Raw genomic sequence first — 15,727 nt, forward strand, 5'->3', positions numbered from 1 at the left:
ATATTGGATTGGATTCTTCATACTGATAGAGGATATTTTATTCTAAATGCCCATATGTTTATTATGGCTTGCACACTAAAAACCCATTCAACTTAGTTGCCCTTCACTCCTGCTCTGGAATAGTCTTTGCAGCTTTAAAATCGCTATTATGAGTATAACTGTTTGGTCTGATAATAAGCCTAAGCGTTGGGTCGTTGGTTAAAAAACTCCAAATCCAGTTGAAACTAAGTTTAACTTTGTTTCTAAATCCAGCAATGGGGATGATATGAATGAAAAGCCACACCAGCCAGGCAAAGAAACCCTTGAAAAATCCTTTAGGAAGATCCACTACTGCGTGAAATTTAGAAATAATGGCCATGGAACCCTTATCATTATACGTGAAAACCTTCCAAGCTTTACCTTTATTTTCCCTATTGAGGTTTTCTCCGAGAAGGCTCCCTTGCTGAATGGCTACCTGCGCAAGTTGCGGGTGACCGTTGGGAAAAGCTGGGTCGGAGGTCTGGTAGCACTGATCACCTATCGCGAACACATCCTGAAGCCCCTGAACCTTGTTAAATTCATCAACAAGAATTCTACGGCTTTTGCCCAATGAAGTTTCTGGAATCCCGTCCACACTTCTTGCAACAACGCCAGATGCCCAAATCAGTGTTGAAGAAGAAATCTCCGTTCCATCAGAAAGGGAAACCTTTTCACCATCGTAGTTTTGTACAAGTCTGTCCAGCAGAATTTCTACACCAAGGTTTTTCAGTACGCTTATTGCTTCATTCTGGCTTTTTTTACTCATTGGCGCTAAAAGGGTTGGCAAACCATCAACAAGAAAAATTTTGCCAGGCCATACATCGGCCTCGGGGTAATCTTTACGGATAATATTCTTACCCATTTCTGCCAGCATTCCCGCTAGTTCTACGCCTGTTGGCCCTCCCCCTGCAATAACGATATTGGAATGTGTTAATCTAATGCCTGGCTCAGCAGTTCGCACAGATTTTTCCAGCTGCAACAAAATATGGTTTCTCAATTCAAGGGCATCATCTATGGTTTTCATAGGTAATGCATACTTCTTTATCTGCTGGTTGCCAAAAAAATTCGTTTCTGTTCCCATGGCCATCACCAGGGTATCATAATTCAAATTACCATTGTCTGTTACTACCTTTTTTTCAAGCGGATCAATGTGCTCTAGATTTCCCATAAAAAACTGGATATTCCTGCCGTGGAACATCTTTCTGAAGGGATAACTGATGTTAGAAGCTTCTATGAAAGCCGTTCCAACCTGATATAACAACGGTGGAAAAAAATGATAGTTATTTCGGTCCACTAGCGTTATTTCATGCTCTGAATTTTTAGACAAGCGTTTCGCCAGATTTATTCCAGCAAAGCCGCCCCCTATAATTACAATTTTTTTCATCTTCAATCTAATCTTAATCGTAGGCCACGTGTATTAGGCGATTAATTCTTTCGATATCCTATCATTTCAAGTCAAGCAGCTTTATTATCAAGCATAACGATACGTTCGAAATGCATTTTTGGCTCGTGAGTTGCCTACATACTCGCTTTCCGCTTGAGCTTTTATATAAATAATTAATACGTTTAAATTAGCTACCAGGCCACGGCTTGGTAAGAAATGGGGAACTAAGAAGTGCTGGGTTATTCATTTCCGCTCGCATTACCTGCTAAATCCCCACCAACATCTTCTTCATCATCCGTTTCGCCTGTAAGGCCACGTTGTACCTCATTGGCATCTACCTGTTTTTCGTCATTTGGACTTGTGTTCGACTGGCCTTTGCTGTCTTCAGCATCCTTGCCTTTGGGTTCAATGTTATTATTCATGTTCATCTTTTTATTTAAAAACATTGGAAACTGAAATAAGGTTTAGATAATTATAAAACTTTTTACGTTGGAGAACGACTGATGGATATTTCGAGAGCAGTGGTTTGGGCTCACACTCGGTGTTCGATCCTGAAAGCCATGTCCTTGGCCTGGTCGGATAAACCTCACGAATGTGAGGGAGTTACTAAAAGTCGATTTTCATTTCAGCCGTTTTAGCTTGAAAGGATTTTTTACTACTTCAAGTCTTAAGGGATTACAGGCAATTATTAATGGATATAAAAGCATCAAACTAGTTAATTCGCCGAATGGATGGAGAAAACTCATACAGAAGCAATTGACCGTTGCCCGATACAATGGCAGTCACATTCTTTCCTTTTTTTTGATAGGTAATTTTTTTTGGGAAATCGTGTGCGGCATTTTCGCAGACAAAATCTTTATTACTTATGCTCGTGAACTTAAATGAAACTGGTTCAGGCTCTCCAGAAATTTTAACATTATAGAAGATTTTGTCTCCCTGAATATTGATTTCCAGCTCCTCGAGAAAAACAATCTCCTTTCCTTTTAGGGTTACTCCTTTTCCAGTAATTTTGGTGGGCGTAACTTTCGCCCATTCCTCATAGCCTGATTGTCCTGGTTTGGAATTCGTTCGTTCCCACTTACCTACCAGCCATTCGAGTTTTTCAAATTCTTTCGCGACCTTAGACTGACTATAGGCCAATTGGCTTGACACCATCATAAACAGGGTACAAACCACAAATAGATTACCTTTCATTTTCATGTTTTTATTGCAAAATACGCATAGATATTCCTGATGTATTGTACAAAGCCGACAAAGCTACATGTTGCTATTTATTCAGAAAGAAGTTGGCCATATTGGAATCTTCAAAACAATAGGATGATGGGTCTTCTCCAGTAAAACGCTTAAAATCACGTATAAAATGAGACTGATCGTAATAACCAGATCTGAATACCAGCTCCATCCAGCTCATTTTCTTTTCCTTTAACAATTGAAAGATATAGTTAAAACGGATGATACGGGCATAGTATTTAGGAGAAAGTCCTATATACCTTTTAAAAAGCCGTTGGAGCTGTCGCTCGTTTTTTCCTTCCAACCGACAAAGTTCGGCGATTGTTATGGAACCATTGGATTCAAAAATATGTTTTAATTCACTTGCCAACGGGTTTGCACCTGCAGATTGCCGGAGTAACAGAAAATGTTTATCCAGCCGACGAGTTAAGTCTTGTTCGTCTTTAAATGGAAATAACATGCTATGGAGTTCAGCCAGCCGTGGATGAGCAACTGTATTAAGATCCAAGACCTGGTCTACAAATTCTTCCATATTGAGGCCAAAAAGCTGAGTCATTGCGGCAGGTTTCATTTTAATAGCAAACGAAGCGGTTGTGCCCATATTTTCCAGATAAAAGTAGCTGTTGATCTGACCAGCTAGCAAGTTTGCAGTCTGAAGCTGCCATGCCCCATTAAGCTTGATGCGGTACAGGCCGCCATAATTAAAAATTAACTCTGTAAATCCATCGGGAATGATCTTCTCTACCTTCGGAGTATCATCATCGTCCTGCATCATCCAGTAACACTCGATTAATTCTGAAAGTTCTTCATGGGGCGATATTCTGGTAAATTTCATGTTAAAAACGTTTATAAAAAAATCTATCGAAAATTCCCAAAGGCAGCAAATTTCAAGTTATTAGGCCGTTGCAGTGCTAGTATAGAGATTTTCTAATTGATCTCCAAGAAACTTATTACGCGAAAGTTTGCGATAGACTGCACGATAAATAATTTTCTCACCGAAATCGGACTTGTACGGTTATAGCTTAAAAGAAATAGACCGACAACATCTGATTAATGGTGTCGGATTAGTTGGCGATATTGAAAATCCATATATACAGTGAGGCTCAAAATCTATTAATGTGAGCATCAATTAACGTATGATATCCACATTTTTTTTAAGCACAATCAATAAATTAAAGAAACGGGATCATAAAAATATCAATCTATTATTTACCATTCAGATATCTGAAATTTATTACTTAGAACTGTAAATCGTGCGATTTATAACGGCAAAGAAAAATAAAATGTAGTGCCTAAACCTACCGTGGAGGTGTACCAGATTCGCCCCTTATGATTTTCGATGATTTGTTTTGAAATGGCTAATCCCATCCCAAAAGATTCTTCTGAAGCTGTACCTACCCTTCCATTTTCGGAAAACATCTCAAAAATACTATTTCCCATGTGTGCTGGTATCCCCACTCCCTGATCGGCAATACTGACCACCACTTCTTGTTCTTCCTTAACTGCAGCGATTGAAATAGTGCTGTTAACTGAACTAAACTTAATGGCGTTGGTGATTAAGTTGTTGATTACCCGTGCGATTTTATCTTTATTTACCGATACAATGATATGATCGGCGGCTACAACGATGTTTTGCGACTTTGCTTTTACCTTAAATTGCAGGAGATTGATGCAATCGTTTAATACAGTATAGAGATCCGTTGGCTCAGTTTCACCTAAAGCATGGTGTGTATGTAACATCTCATTAATTAATGATAGCGCATTTGCTCCCGCTTCCTTAACCAAGTTTAACATCTGATGATTACTTTCTGATAAACCCTCTTCCGAGAGCATTAGTTCAGCCGCATTAGTCATTCCCGAAACAGGCCCTCTTAAATCGTGCGCTACCACTTTCATGATTACCGCATTTTCCTTATGGCTTTTTTCCAGAACTTTGAATACCTGCGTAAGTTGTTCGTACTGATTTTGGATGAGTTTTTTTGAGACACTTAACTTATTGATATTTGTTCTTGAACGTTTTAAGTTTCTAAGCACCATGAATAAAATCGTAAAAATCAGTATAATCACAATGCCAGCCCCGGTTATTAACAACCTTTTAGATTGGGCATCTTTTTTAAGCAACTCGATCAGTTGCGCTTTATCGGCATCTCTCAACCCATGTTCAATATCTACATATTCATCATTTTTACTAGCGGTTTCAGTCGAATCTTTTAAAAAATAATATCTTTCTAAATTGGAGTAAGCCTTAGGGATATTTTTTATACGCTCATAATATTTCCACTTTGCGTAATGAAATTTCAGGATAGATTCTGAAGACATTTGATTTTTAACCGAGGGGCTCGCCTCTTCCATCTCTTTGATTAACTGTGCAGCTTTACTATTTTGCCCACTATTGTTATAGAGCATAATCAGCTTAATTTTAGCAGTTTGCGCATCGCCAATTTCAAAATCTTTTTTACTATTGATATAAATCGATTTTAACAAAAATTGTTCAGCCTGCTGGAATTCGCCCTTTTGAATTAACACGGTAGCCATATTGCCATAAATGACCCCCTTTGCCATCAGTGCAAACTGCTTTCGCTTGGGAAACATTTTTCCCGTTCCTCAATAAAGCGTATGGCTTTCTGATAATAAAATATGGCACTATCAGGTTGATTCAATTTCTCAAAACAAAGCCCTAACGTATTGAGTAATGATTGGGGTAAAACAAAAGCCTGTTCGAAACGAGTGGTATCAATACAAACCAATATTTCTTGGAAACCCTTTTTGAAATAGGGTATCGACTGCCTGTAGGAACCCTGTCTGTAACGCAGCATCGCGAGCTTTGAAGAAAGTAAATAACATTTTGAGGATGATTTTGCAATCTTACCAGCCCGCACATAGGCATCATCATATAATCCTGATTCCATCAACACATCTCCTCGCACAAATAAGGCAGAAATATATTGATTAAGTAAATCGGGTTTGTTAGTTACAACCTTAATTAAGCTATCGGCATACTTTAACGCACTATCTGGTCTTTTTTTGTACTTTAAGAAATAAGCTGTTTTGGTGTTTAACAAACTCCATCGTTCTACCGCAGTCAGCTGAAGTTTCGAAGTCGCTTTATCGAGGTATTGAATAGCGGAGTCTTGCTGCCCTTGCTCGTACATTTTGCTCATATTCCCACGGATTTGGAATACCGTGTCGGATATTTTTGTAGGCTCGTGAACGGCATTTTTTTTGCAAGCCGACAATAATATTGCAGCGTAAAGGCAGAAAAAACCACATATTAATCTCTTAATATTCCACATGCATAAAACTTTGGATAGGGATTAGTTAGAAAGGTAGCACATCCTCTAATAAATGTAAGATAAATAAATTTTTAATTATCAAGAGCGTTTTTTTTGATAATTAATAATAGAATTAACAGCAGAGAAAAGTAGAGACCATATGAAACAGCTGATGGAATAGTTTACAGGCCAGTCAGAAACTTTAAATAAAATTTAGTTAATATAATCCCTAGGTGTACCTTGCAAAATAATACTGGTGAGGTTTTGATTGGCATTAATAAAAACCATTTCCAGCTGAGCGTATAGGTGTATGCCAGCAGCGTTCAGCGATTGCTTAGCGAAGTCCCGCATAGCCTTTTCATCCCGAAAAATAATGTCTTCTGGCAGGGTTAGTGCAATAACATTGGGCAAACCAACCTTGAGTGTGATATTAAAGTTCTTCAGGAGCTTTTCCAGTTTCTCGGCCACCTGGGCAAGTTCATATGGTGTGATGCTGTCCATTTTTTATTGTGGATGCTTTAGGTAAATGTTTTAACTGTTAGTCCCTTGCCTGTTTTCTTACACACCAGGTCGTCATGCTGCGCATGTTTTGAACATTTGTTGTTTTAATGGGCTCGTGAAGCGTTCCGTTAAGCTTTTTGGTCATCCGCAGAAGCATTTCCTGATTAACCAGAAAACGTTCGGATTCGTCGGGTAAGATGTATCTGCCATTCCCAATAAAATGTACGGCAGATTCAATGCCTATATCGGAAGCCAGACGGCAGAAGAGATACCCGCCAGGTTTTAGCACACGCCACATTTCATTGAGCATGGCTTCAAAATGTTCGAGGTTTTCAGCAAAATGCAATACAGCACTGCTGATCACGAGATCAAACTTTTCAGCTGCAAAAGGCATGTTTTCTACTGGTGCTACAGAAAAGTTTTCTATTGGATTTAGTCTGGAAAATTCGCCAGCGATTGACTGAACCTGGCTAATCGCCTCCTGGCTACTGTCGACGCCATAAACTACGTAATTGTTTTTTAAGAAATGGAACAGGTTTCTTCCCGTACCGCAGCCTGCATCTAGAATGGTATGGCAGTCTGCATAAGTGCCTTTAAGCAGCTGGTCAAAAAGGTATATATCGATGTTTCCGAAGCTTTCCTGAATTTGATGTGTTGTACTCATTATTAAGGCCAAAGATAAAAAAAATGAAAGCGTTTAATAGTGGTAAAAAAAACAATTGATTTTCAAATATATTAGAGACTCAGGATTAAGAGATAAAGCTTTAAAATTCTGCTTCGGCAAATGCAGCATGAATCATGGTTGGTATTTTAAGTGAGGTGCAAAATATTAAAAATTTTAGCTTAACATAATGCTGAATATCAGCTTTTGTATTCGCCTGTTGGAAGATCTTGCCCGACGCTGTATCTTGCTGGAGCAGGCAACAACTAAGAAAGCGTTCATAAAATTTACTTCACCTGTTCATCTTTCCATTCGCCAATTTCCATTCTTTTTGTAAGCAGCGTGAATACGCCCATAGGCAAGGTAAATCCAGGTGTATGTGTCCATCCATTTTCGGTAAGTTCCAAAACACCATGATCTGAACCATCTATATAAATTCGAAATTGTTTGTGATTGGTTTCCAAGCGACTTACAACAATTGTGCGGTTTTTGAACACAATTATTCGGGTATTGGTTTTAGGATTACTGAACATGGAGGCGTTAAAATGGTTAGGGCTTTAAAAAGCCTGCAAATATAATATTTAATGGTTCGTCGCAAACATTTAAACCATTTAGCTCTGCTTTTTATCTCTTTTATGGCTCGCTTTTGATAACTAAATTATCAACGCAATACATCAGCGCAAGGCTGGCTTGCGCTGATAATATTTTCTTGTTTACAGATTATCTTTTGCAATTATGCTCCAGTCATCGCTTCCGTGACCTTCGTTTATATATTTATCCATTTGCGCAGCAACAGCTGGTAAAACCGTCAGGTTAACGCCATTTACTTTTGCAGCTTCTATCATCAGCCCTGCATCTTTTCTTGCCATGTCCAGTTCCCATGAAGGCTTGCTAAAATCTCCAGCCCTAATCTTATCGAACCTGGCTGGCACGCCTGCACCTGGATTCCAGTTACTGAAAAGTGAAGCCACATCGGCCGAATCAATTCCAAGTCCTTTGGCCAGTGCGAGCACATCTGAAAGTCCTGCGGTAAGCGAAATCAAAAACAGATTACCAATTAATTTTATTCCTGCAGCTTTGCCCGTTTCGGGTCCCAGGTTAATAAGTTTGCCAGTCATTTTTTCAAGTTCAGGAGTAACCTGTGCAATCAATTCCTGATCGCCAGATACCAGCATATTCCCAGTACTTTCCAGTGCATTTGGAGGCCCCATAAAAACAGGTGCGTGCAAATATGTAAAACCCTTTTCTTTCCAGTAATTGGTTCTTTCAATGGCGCCTTCAGCAGATGTGGTCGTATGATCGATTAGGATGGCGCCTGGAGAAAAGCCACTGCTGGCAGATTCCAGCACCTCATTTACTGTCGCATCATCTTTCAGAGTAAGGTGAATAATAGTTGCACCCTTTACCGCATCTGCGACCAGATCAAATGCTTTTGCACCTGTTGCTTCAAGCGCTTTTGCTTTCGAGGCTGTTCTATTCCACACCTGAACCGTTTCGCCTCGCTTGAGCATGGCTTTTACAAAATTAGACCCTAAGAGGCCTGTTCCTAAAAATGCTTTCATAGATTTTTTTATTGATTTGATAAAGGTAAGGAACGGCGAATAATTTCAGCAAACATATTGGTCACGTATTTGAAAAAACAAAATTGGCATAGGTAATAAGAAAAGCGGACTTATTTAAATAGTGCAGCTTATAACCAAATCAATACTTCATCTGCTATTGCCAGTATAATCTACTTCAGTTTAAATTTGAAAAATACAGCAAGCCTGCAAATCAGTTCAACAAAGCTGTTTAAGAATTTTTTAATAATTATAAGGATTAATCGAGTATGGCTACTGTTAGCCTGATAATATTTCCAAAACTGATAGCGTCGGGACTGGATTTTGCCGTAACCTGCATTCCTTTTACGGCATTGAAGACAAACTTCGCGAGTACCAATGCATCCTGGGTATTTTTAATTTCACCGCTTTGCTGGCCTTTTTTAATTACCTGAAAAAAAGCAGTTTCCATTTGTTGTTCGTTTTGGCAAACCAGTTTACCAACTTCCTGGTCGTGCGGTGCAACCTCAACTTCAGCATTTACCATAAAGCAGCCTTTCTGCTGTTTATCTCCAACCAGTTCGTTGGTGGCCATTTCCATTAGCTTAATTACCGTTTGTTTTGCAGAAACAGATTGATCTACAATTTCGTTGATTTTTTCATTTCCAGCAAGCTGGTAGCTTTCCAAAGCCTTTATAAATAGCGTATGTTTATCCGTATAGGTATCGTATAAACTAGAACGACTAATGCCCAAAGCATCTACCAAATCCTGCATAGAAGTAGCATTATAGCCTTTGTGCCAAAAAAGTTGAATTGCCTTGGCCAGCACCTCATTCTCATCAAAATCTTTCGTTCTTGCCATAACCAGAAATAGCCTTGCTTAATAAAGCAAAGCTATTCATTTTAAATTAATTCTCGTAAAACGAAAGGCATTACCTTACGCCACCACTTGCAATAAGGATTTCGCCAGTTAACCAGCGCGAATCTTCGGAGGCAAGAAATACGGCGATATCCGCAATATCGTCTGGATTACCGCCACGACCCAAAGGTGTAGATGCGATGGCTTCTTTCTGAAAATCGCTGCCAATAAAACCTGCAGTATGCGTGCCTTCAGTTTCTACCATACCAGGATTGATGGAGTTTACACGAATATTTTTAGAACCAAGTTCTTTGGCCAATACATGGGTAATCGAATCAACTGCACCTTTGGTAGCCGTATAAATTGAACTCGCCACTGGCGTGATGGCGGTTACTGCCGAACCGATATTAATGATGCTGCCACCTGCTGCATTGAAATGCTTTAATGCACCTTGTGTACTCAACAATAAACCAAGTACGTTGGTATCGAACTGACGGTGAAAATCTTCTGCTGTAATGTCTTCGATTGCACCAAATTGATATACGCCTGCATTGTTTACCAGGATATCAACTGGGCCAAATGTAGTGTTGGTCTCTTCAAATAAACGGGCTAAATCTGTTGTACTAGATACGTTCGCCTGAATAGCGATTGCTTTCCCACCTGCTGCGTTAATTTCTTCTACTACCTGATCTGCACCAGCTTTTGCCGAAGCATAATTTACAACTACACTTGCACCTGCTGCGGCAAGACTTTTAGCTATACCTGCACCAATACCTTTAGATGCTCCTGTAATTACCGCTATTTTATTAACTAATTTTTTCATGTTTGTTTTCTTTTATTCCCTTATTGGAATAATCGTTCCGCAAACATAAACACTATTACGGAACGATTGTTCCGTTATTAGTAATTATTAGTTTTGGATGACAAAATACTTGCTGGCTAATCGATATTCCTTTTTATTTGGAAGACGCTAAATTTGGGACTATGATTGATTATTAGCTGACTACCTAATCCCGATATAGGCATTAAAGCCAAACGATTTAGATAGAATGCATGCTGCCAAATGAATTGTTATTACGCTACAGACCAATTTCACTTTCAGATCCATTTTGCGCAATCGCCTGTCGGAAAATATTTAAAACAAAAAAAGCAGCTCTTTTCAGAACTGCTTTCATCAGCAAAAAACATAAATTATCAGCTGCTTAGAGATCGATTTTCCCTTTCAAACGAACATCATCTGATGATGCAGAAACCATTAATTCATAGGTACCATGCTCAACTACCCATTTACTTTTTTGATTATAAATTTCCAAATCATCTTTGGTTAAAGTAAAGGTCAAAGTCTTTTGTTCGCCTGATTTTAAAAATACTCTTTTAAACTGCTTTAATTGTTTCATTGGCAAAACTACGGATGACGTTTTACTTTTCAGATAAAGCTGCACCACTTCTTCCCCATCTTTAGTACCTGAATTTTTCAAATCAAAACTAACCTTAACGGATTGATTAGATGGGTTATTTTCAACTATTAAATTTTGATAATCGAATGTAGTATAACTCAAACCATAACCAAAACTGTACAAAGGTTTTGCATCAACTTCAATATAATCGTGCTTCTCAGGGAAACGCGAATTATAATAAACGGGCAATTGTCCAACAGATTTAGGAACCGAAATTGGTAATCTTCCCGCTGGATTATAATCACCAAACAAAACATCAGCTATGGCATTTCCACCTTCCTGACCTGGATACCAGGCATCAAGTATTGCCGAAACATTTGCTTCAGCCCAGTTTAAGTTTAATGGTCTTCCTTTGATCAGCACTAAAACAACAGGTTTTCCTGTTTTAACTACGGCTTTTAAAAGTTTAAGTTGATCGCCCAACAAATCTAAAGTTGCCCGATCATAGCCTTCACCGCTTTCCATATCACTTATGCCAGATGCTGCTGCGCTAACTTTGGCCGCTCCAGTTTCAATGTATTCGGTCTTAAAATCTCTTGCACTCGAGCCACCTAAAACAATAACAACTGCATCTGCCTTTTTTGCAGCAGAAACCGCTTCTTCAATATTACTATTAGTGGTATCTCTGATACTACAACCTTTTACATAATTAATTTTTGTTGCTGATGATAATTTATTCTTTATACCTTCCAAAACGGTTACGATATTTTCTTCAGTTTGTGGCGCAGTATAATCGCCTAGCTGATTGTAAATATTATCGGCATTTGGACCAAGAACAGCAATATTCTTTAAACTTTTGCTCAACGGTAAAAGATTATCATTATTCTTTAAAAGAACAATTGATTCTCTGGCAACTTGTCGGGCAAGGTCGATATTTTCTTTTGTTCGAACATTATTTTTGGCGGTTTCTGCATTGACATAAGGATTTTCGAAGAGCCCCATGTTAAACTTGATTCGTAAAACTCTACTCACGGCCGTATCCAGTGTTTTGGTTGAAACTTTACCTGCCTTAACGGCATCACGCAATGCTTTGCCGTAGCCAACACCACTTAAATCGGCATCTAAACCCGCATTAATTGCTAAAGTTGCAGCATCAGCTGAATTTGCTGCAATATGATGATTGGCCATCAACCCCGAAATACTATTTAAATCAGAAACTACAAAACCGTTAAATCCCCATTCAATCCTTAGTAAATCATTTAATAAAAATTCATTCGAAGAACATGGAATACCATCAATAGAATTGTAGGCGGTCATTACCGATAATGCACCTGCTTTTACAGCGGCTTTAAATGGCGGCAAATAAAACTGATGTAAACTACGTAAACCAACGTTAATGCTTCCACCATTATGCCCACCTTCTGGCGCACCATAAGCTGCAAAATGCTTTAACGTAGCAACGATATTTACACCGCTTTTAAGGTTATTCCCCTGGAAACCTTTAACCATGGCCTCGCCCATTCTACTATTTAAAACATGATCTTCGCCATAAGTTTCTTCCACCCTCGACCATCGTGGTTCTCTGGCTAAATCCAATACAGGTCCATAACCAACGTGACCGCCTTGCAAACGGGTTTCTTTAGCGATTGCGGTTGCAATCTTATTAATCAAATCTGGATTAAAAGTACTTCCCTGACCGATAGCTGTTGGAAAAACGGTTGTGCCGATAGCCATGTGTCCGTGCGGGCATTCTTCAGAAAGCAAAACAGGTATGCCCAGACGTGTATTTTCTATTGCATATTTTTGAATTGCATTTGTTGCCTTCGCTGCCAGCTCTGGGTTTAAGCCATTTGCAAGTGTTTTTTTTGTCCATGGATCAGCTCTTAAAGTCGCCCACAACATACCAGTATATTCTTCTTTTAACGTTTTTTTAAATGCCTCGCTAACCTCAACCTCATTACCTGTTTTAGTGTACATTGGCCATCCTAAAGGCATAGAAATTTGGCCGACTTTTTCTTCAACAGTCATTCGGGATAGCAAATCTTTAATCCGATTTTCAACCGAGGCTTTAGGGTTTTTATATAACGGTATGTTGCTTTTAGTTTGAGCGGAAATATTCGTATTAAATGCAGCAATTACTACTGCCAGAGAAAATATTGTTTTTTGTATTGTCTTCATTCTATGATCATATTAAGCCCAGGCTTTTCTTAAAAATCTTAACCAATTGCCATGCATCAGGTTTTCTACATCCGTTTCGGTGTAACCTTTTTGCCTAAATAAATCTGGAATCTTCTGTAAATCTGCAATGGTTTCTAAATCATAAGGGCATTGCTCCTTTCCAAAAGCACCATCTAAATCAGAACCGATTCCAACATGATTTGCATTTCCTGCCAACTGACAGATGTGGTCGATGTGATTTATCATTACTGCTAAGCCGCAGTTCATTTCTTTTGGTTTAGAAATCCCTCTTTTCCAATTTGGAACCATCATCCAGGCATCTAAAGCACCACCAATAACCGCACCTCGGCTAATTAGTTCTTTAATTTGTTCATCGCTATATTGTCGATTATGGTTAACCAAGGCTCGGCAATTATTATGCGATGCCCAGACATGCCCGTTAAAACGACTTAAAGCATCCCAAAAACTATCGTCGCATAAATGAGTAGTATCTAAGATAATGTTCAGGCGTTCCATTTCTTTCAATAGCTCATGTCCCATTGCCGTCATTTTTCCAGTCGCATCTGTACCTTGGGCATAACGCCCTGGACCATAATGTGCTGGACCCACAGCTCTTAAACCATTTAACCAGGCTTTTTCCAGGTGATTAACGGTAATAAATGAATCAGCGCCTTCTAAACTTAAAATATAACCAATTGGCTTATTAGCTACGTTTTCATTATGCCAATTCGATAAGTGATTTTCGAGCGTTTCCAAATTATTTACCTGGAACATTTCGCCTGCATCTTCCATGGCTTTATACCAAGCCAACTGACCTTGAGTTTGCGCCCAGGCTTGATCTGGCGAATGCCAGCCTGGTAAGTGATTATCAGGCGCAACATAACGGGCGATTTGAGTAGCCACAACCAATCCGATATTACCTTTTCTTAACTCTGGCAAAGAAACTGTTGCTAAAGAGCGATCTGGCTTATCGGTTAATCCTTCTTCCCTTTTATTTATATCGCCAACATTTTTTGTTAAGTCTCGATTCCACTCGAGGGCATTCATACTTAAATCCAGGTGAGCATCTATAGTAAACATGGTAAAATATTAAATGGTGATTTTTCTTTTTCTGGAAACGATATCCCAATATTGAACATTTTTATTTGCATCAATACAAATTGCCTTTTCGTGCAGAGCAACTGTCGGACAAACATGATATGGCAAGCCGTAGAGCACATCGCCAATGTTAAAATCACTGGAATATTCTGTTCTTAAAACCAAATGTTCTTCACTCTGACTGATTACTTCGAGGTCTGGCGCATTAATAAAAAACACACGGTTCTTTAATTCCTTTTCGGCAGCAACAGCCTTATGGCCTAAATCGGTACAAATTAAACCATTTGCAGGTTTTGAAACGATTCGGCTCACCACTAATGCAGCAGTATTAAATTTTTGCTCTGGATAAGCATCCTGATAACCTTTGTCCCACAATACGAAAGTGCCTGGACTGCAGTCAAATTCTGTTTGATTAGCGTATATAGGAAACGTTGGTGTTCCACCAGCAATAACGGTTAGCTTATTATTACTGATGCTTTCGCAAGACTGTTTAAGTGTTAAAAGCTGCGCAATAACGGGCTCAGATTTCTGCATTCGAATATCCATAGATGAATCATGAATATGACCATCGTAAGCATGTAAACCTTTAACGTTAAGATTAGGTAAAGAGATCACATTCGTAAATAATTCTGCCGCTAAATCAGGTAAAACACCTGTTCGGTTCATTCCAACATTTAAATCTATAAAAATGTTAATAACCAGATTTGCTGAAACTGCCTTTTCAGATATCTTTTTTGCAGTATCAAAATCATCAATTAAACAACTAAAAACCGTTTCACTGTACGTTTTCTGAAGCGTTAGAAACCTGTTAATATTTTCGCCAACAGGCTGATAAGCCAGCAAAACATCCTTAGCCTTTGCAATCCCAAGCATTTCTGCTTCGGCAATGGTTGCACACTTAAATTTGTTAATTCCTTCAGCTATCAAAATAGCAGTAATTTCTAAACACTTATGCGTTTTTACATGAGGACGTAATCGCTCTACATCATCAACCATTGCTTTTAAAGTTTTGATGTTTTCTTCAATACGTTCTACATAAAAAACCAGCGAAGGCGTTTCTATACTTTGTTCATCAGGAATTAAAAACCAGTTTTGCTGTTGCATAATAATTAAACCAGTTCAAAAAGTGCTTCAATTTCCACTGGGATATTATCTGGTAAAGAGCCAAAACCAACTGCACTTCTAACGCCTATTCCATTTTCTTCGCCCCAAACTTTTGCAAAAAGTTCACTGCAGCCATTAATTATAAAAGGATGTTTTTCAAATTCTGGCGTACAATTAACCATTCCCAAAACCTTTATCACGCGTTTGATTTTGTTCAGACTGCCAACATTTGTTTTTATAGTTGATAACATGGTTAAACCAACCTGCAAGGCAGCAAGCTTACCTTCTTCCTGAGTTAAATCAGAACCAATTCTACCAATGATTAGTGATTTATCGTCTTGAACAGGACCATGACCGCTCAAATAAAGGTATTTACCATCAACAAGACATGGTTTATAAACGCCAAGTGGAGCTGGTGCGGGTGGTAAATTAAGCTTTAGTTGTTCAAATCGTTCATCGGGAGTTAAATTTTCCATTTTGTGTATTT

At 38.7% G+C, this 15,727-nt stretch carries 16 protein-coding genes; all 16 read right to left on the reverse strand.

The window, feature by feature from the left end; all coding sequences use genetic code 11:
* Positions 1-103: 103 nt before the first annotated feature.
* Positions 104-1,402 (reverse strand): NAD(P)/FAD-dependent oxidoreductase, encoded by a 1,299-nt coding sequence (locus tag ACZZZI_RS21240; protein ID WP_463491268.1) that lies wholly within the window; start codon positions 1,400-1,402, stop codon positions 104-106.
* Positions 1,403-1,641: 239 nt separating this feature from the next.
* Positions 1,642-1,824: a hypothetical protein gene (locus tag ACZZZI_RS21245; protein ID WP_424058494.1), complete on the reverse strand. Its 183-nt coding sequence runs from the start codon at positions 1,822-1,824 to the stop codon at positions 1,642-1,644.
* 289 nt (positions 1,825-2,113) lie between these two features.
* Positions 2,114-2,596 (reverse strand): DUF6265 family protein, encoded by a 483-nt coding sequence (locus tag ACZZZI_RS21250; protein WP_424058496.1) that lies wholly within the window; start codon positions 2,594-2,596, stop codon positions 2,114-2,116.
* 73 nt (positions 2,597-2,669) lie between these two features.
* Complete coding sequence (locus tag ACZZZI_RS21255; protein WP_424058498.1) at positions 2,670-3,467, reverse strand: helix-turn-helix domain-containing protein; 798 nt, start codon at positions 3,465-3,467, stop codon at positions 2,670-2,672.
* Between the two features lie 425 nt (positions 3,468-3,892).
* Positions 3,893-5,194 (reverse strand): ATP-binding protein, encoded by a 1,302-nt coding sequence (locus ACZZZI_RS21260; protein WP_463491271.1) that lies wholly within the window; start codon positions 5,192-5,194, stop codon positions 3,893-3,895.
* A complete protein-coding gene (locus tag ACZZZI_RS21265) occupies positions 5,194-5,793 on the reverse strand; it encodes a tetratricopeptide repeat protein (protein ID WP_463491273.1) in 600 nt (199 codons plus the stop codon). The genes ACZZZI_RS21260 and ACZZZI_RS21265 overlap by 1 nt, the downstream gene beginning before the upstream one ends.
* Positions 5,794-6,117: 324 nt before the next feature.
* Positions 6,118-6,405, reverse strand: a complete 288-nt coding sequence (locus ACZZZI_RS21270; protein ID WP_424058502.1) for a hypothetical protein — start codon at positions 6,403-6,405, stop codon at positions 6,118-6,120.
* A 37-nt stretch (positions 6,406-6,442) separates the two neighbouring features.
* A complete protein-coding gene (locus tag ACZZZI_RS21275; RefSeq protein WP_424058504.1) occupies positions 6,443-7,069 on the reverse strand; it encodes a class I SAM-dependent methyltransferase in 627 nt (208 codons plus the stop codon).
* 284 nt (positions 7,070-7,353) lie between these two features.
* Positions 7,354-7,599 carry a hypothetical protein gene (locus ACZZZI_RS21280; protein ID WP_316757177.1) on the reverse strand — a complete coding sequence of 82 codons (246 nt, stop codon included), beginning with the start codon at positions 7,597-7,599 and terminating at the stop codon, positions 7,354-7,356.
* A 180-nt stretch (positions 7,600-7,779) separates the two neighbouring features.
* Positions 7,780-8,628: an NAD(P)-dependent oxidoreductase gene (locus ACZZZI_RS21285; protein WP_424058506.1), complete on the reverse strand. Its 849-nt coding sequence runs from the start codon at positions 8,626-8,628 to the stop codon at positions 7,780-7,782.
* 256 nt (positions 8,629-8,884) lie between these two features.
* Complete coding sequence (locus tag ACZZZI_RS21290; protein WP_424058508.1) at positions 8,885-9,466, reverse strand: TetR/AcrR family transcriptional regulator; 582 nt, start codon at positions 9,464-9,466, stop codon at positions 8,885-8,887.
* 70 nt (positions 9,467-9,536) lie between these two features.
* Positions 9,537-10,286, reverse strand: a complete 750-nt coding sequence (locus ACZZZI_RS21295; protein WP_424058510.1) for a glucose 1-dehydrogenase — start codon at positions 10,284-10,286, stop codon at positions 9,537-9,539.
* Between the two features lie 379 nt (positions 10,287-10,665).
* Positions 10,666-13,038, reverse strand: a complete 2,373-nt coding sequence (locus tag ACZZZI_RS21300) for a glycoside hydrolase family 3 N-terminal domain-containing protein (RefSeq protein WP_463491277.1) — start codon at positions 13,036-13,038, stop codon at positions 10,666-10,668.
* Positions 13,039-13,050: 12 nt separating this feature from the next.
* Entirely contained in the window at positions 13,051-14,118 is a 1,068-nt protein-coding gene (locus ACZZZI_RS21305; protein WP_424058513.1) for a dipeptidase, read from the reverse strand.
* Between the two features lie 9 nt (positions 14,119-14,127).
* On the reverse strand, positions 14,128-15,240 hold the full coding sequence (locus ACZZZI_RS21310) for a D-TA family PLP-dependent enzyme (protein WP_424058514.1): 1,113 nt from the start codon (positions 15,238-15,240) through the stop codon (positions 14,128-14,130).
* Between the two features lie 5 nt (positions 15,241-15,245).
* Positions 15,246-15,716 (reverse strand): RidA family protein, encoded by a 471-nt coding sequence (locus tag ACZZZI_RS21315; protein WP_316757161.1) that lies wholly within the window; start codon positions 15,714-15,716, stop codon positions 15,246-15,248.
* Positions 15,717-15,727 lie beyond the last annotated feature (11 nt).

Source organism: Pedobacter sp. AC190 (assembly GCF_979258025.1).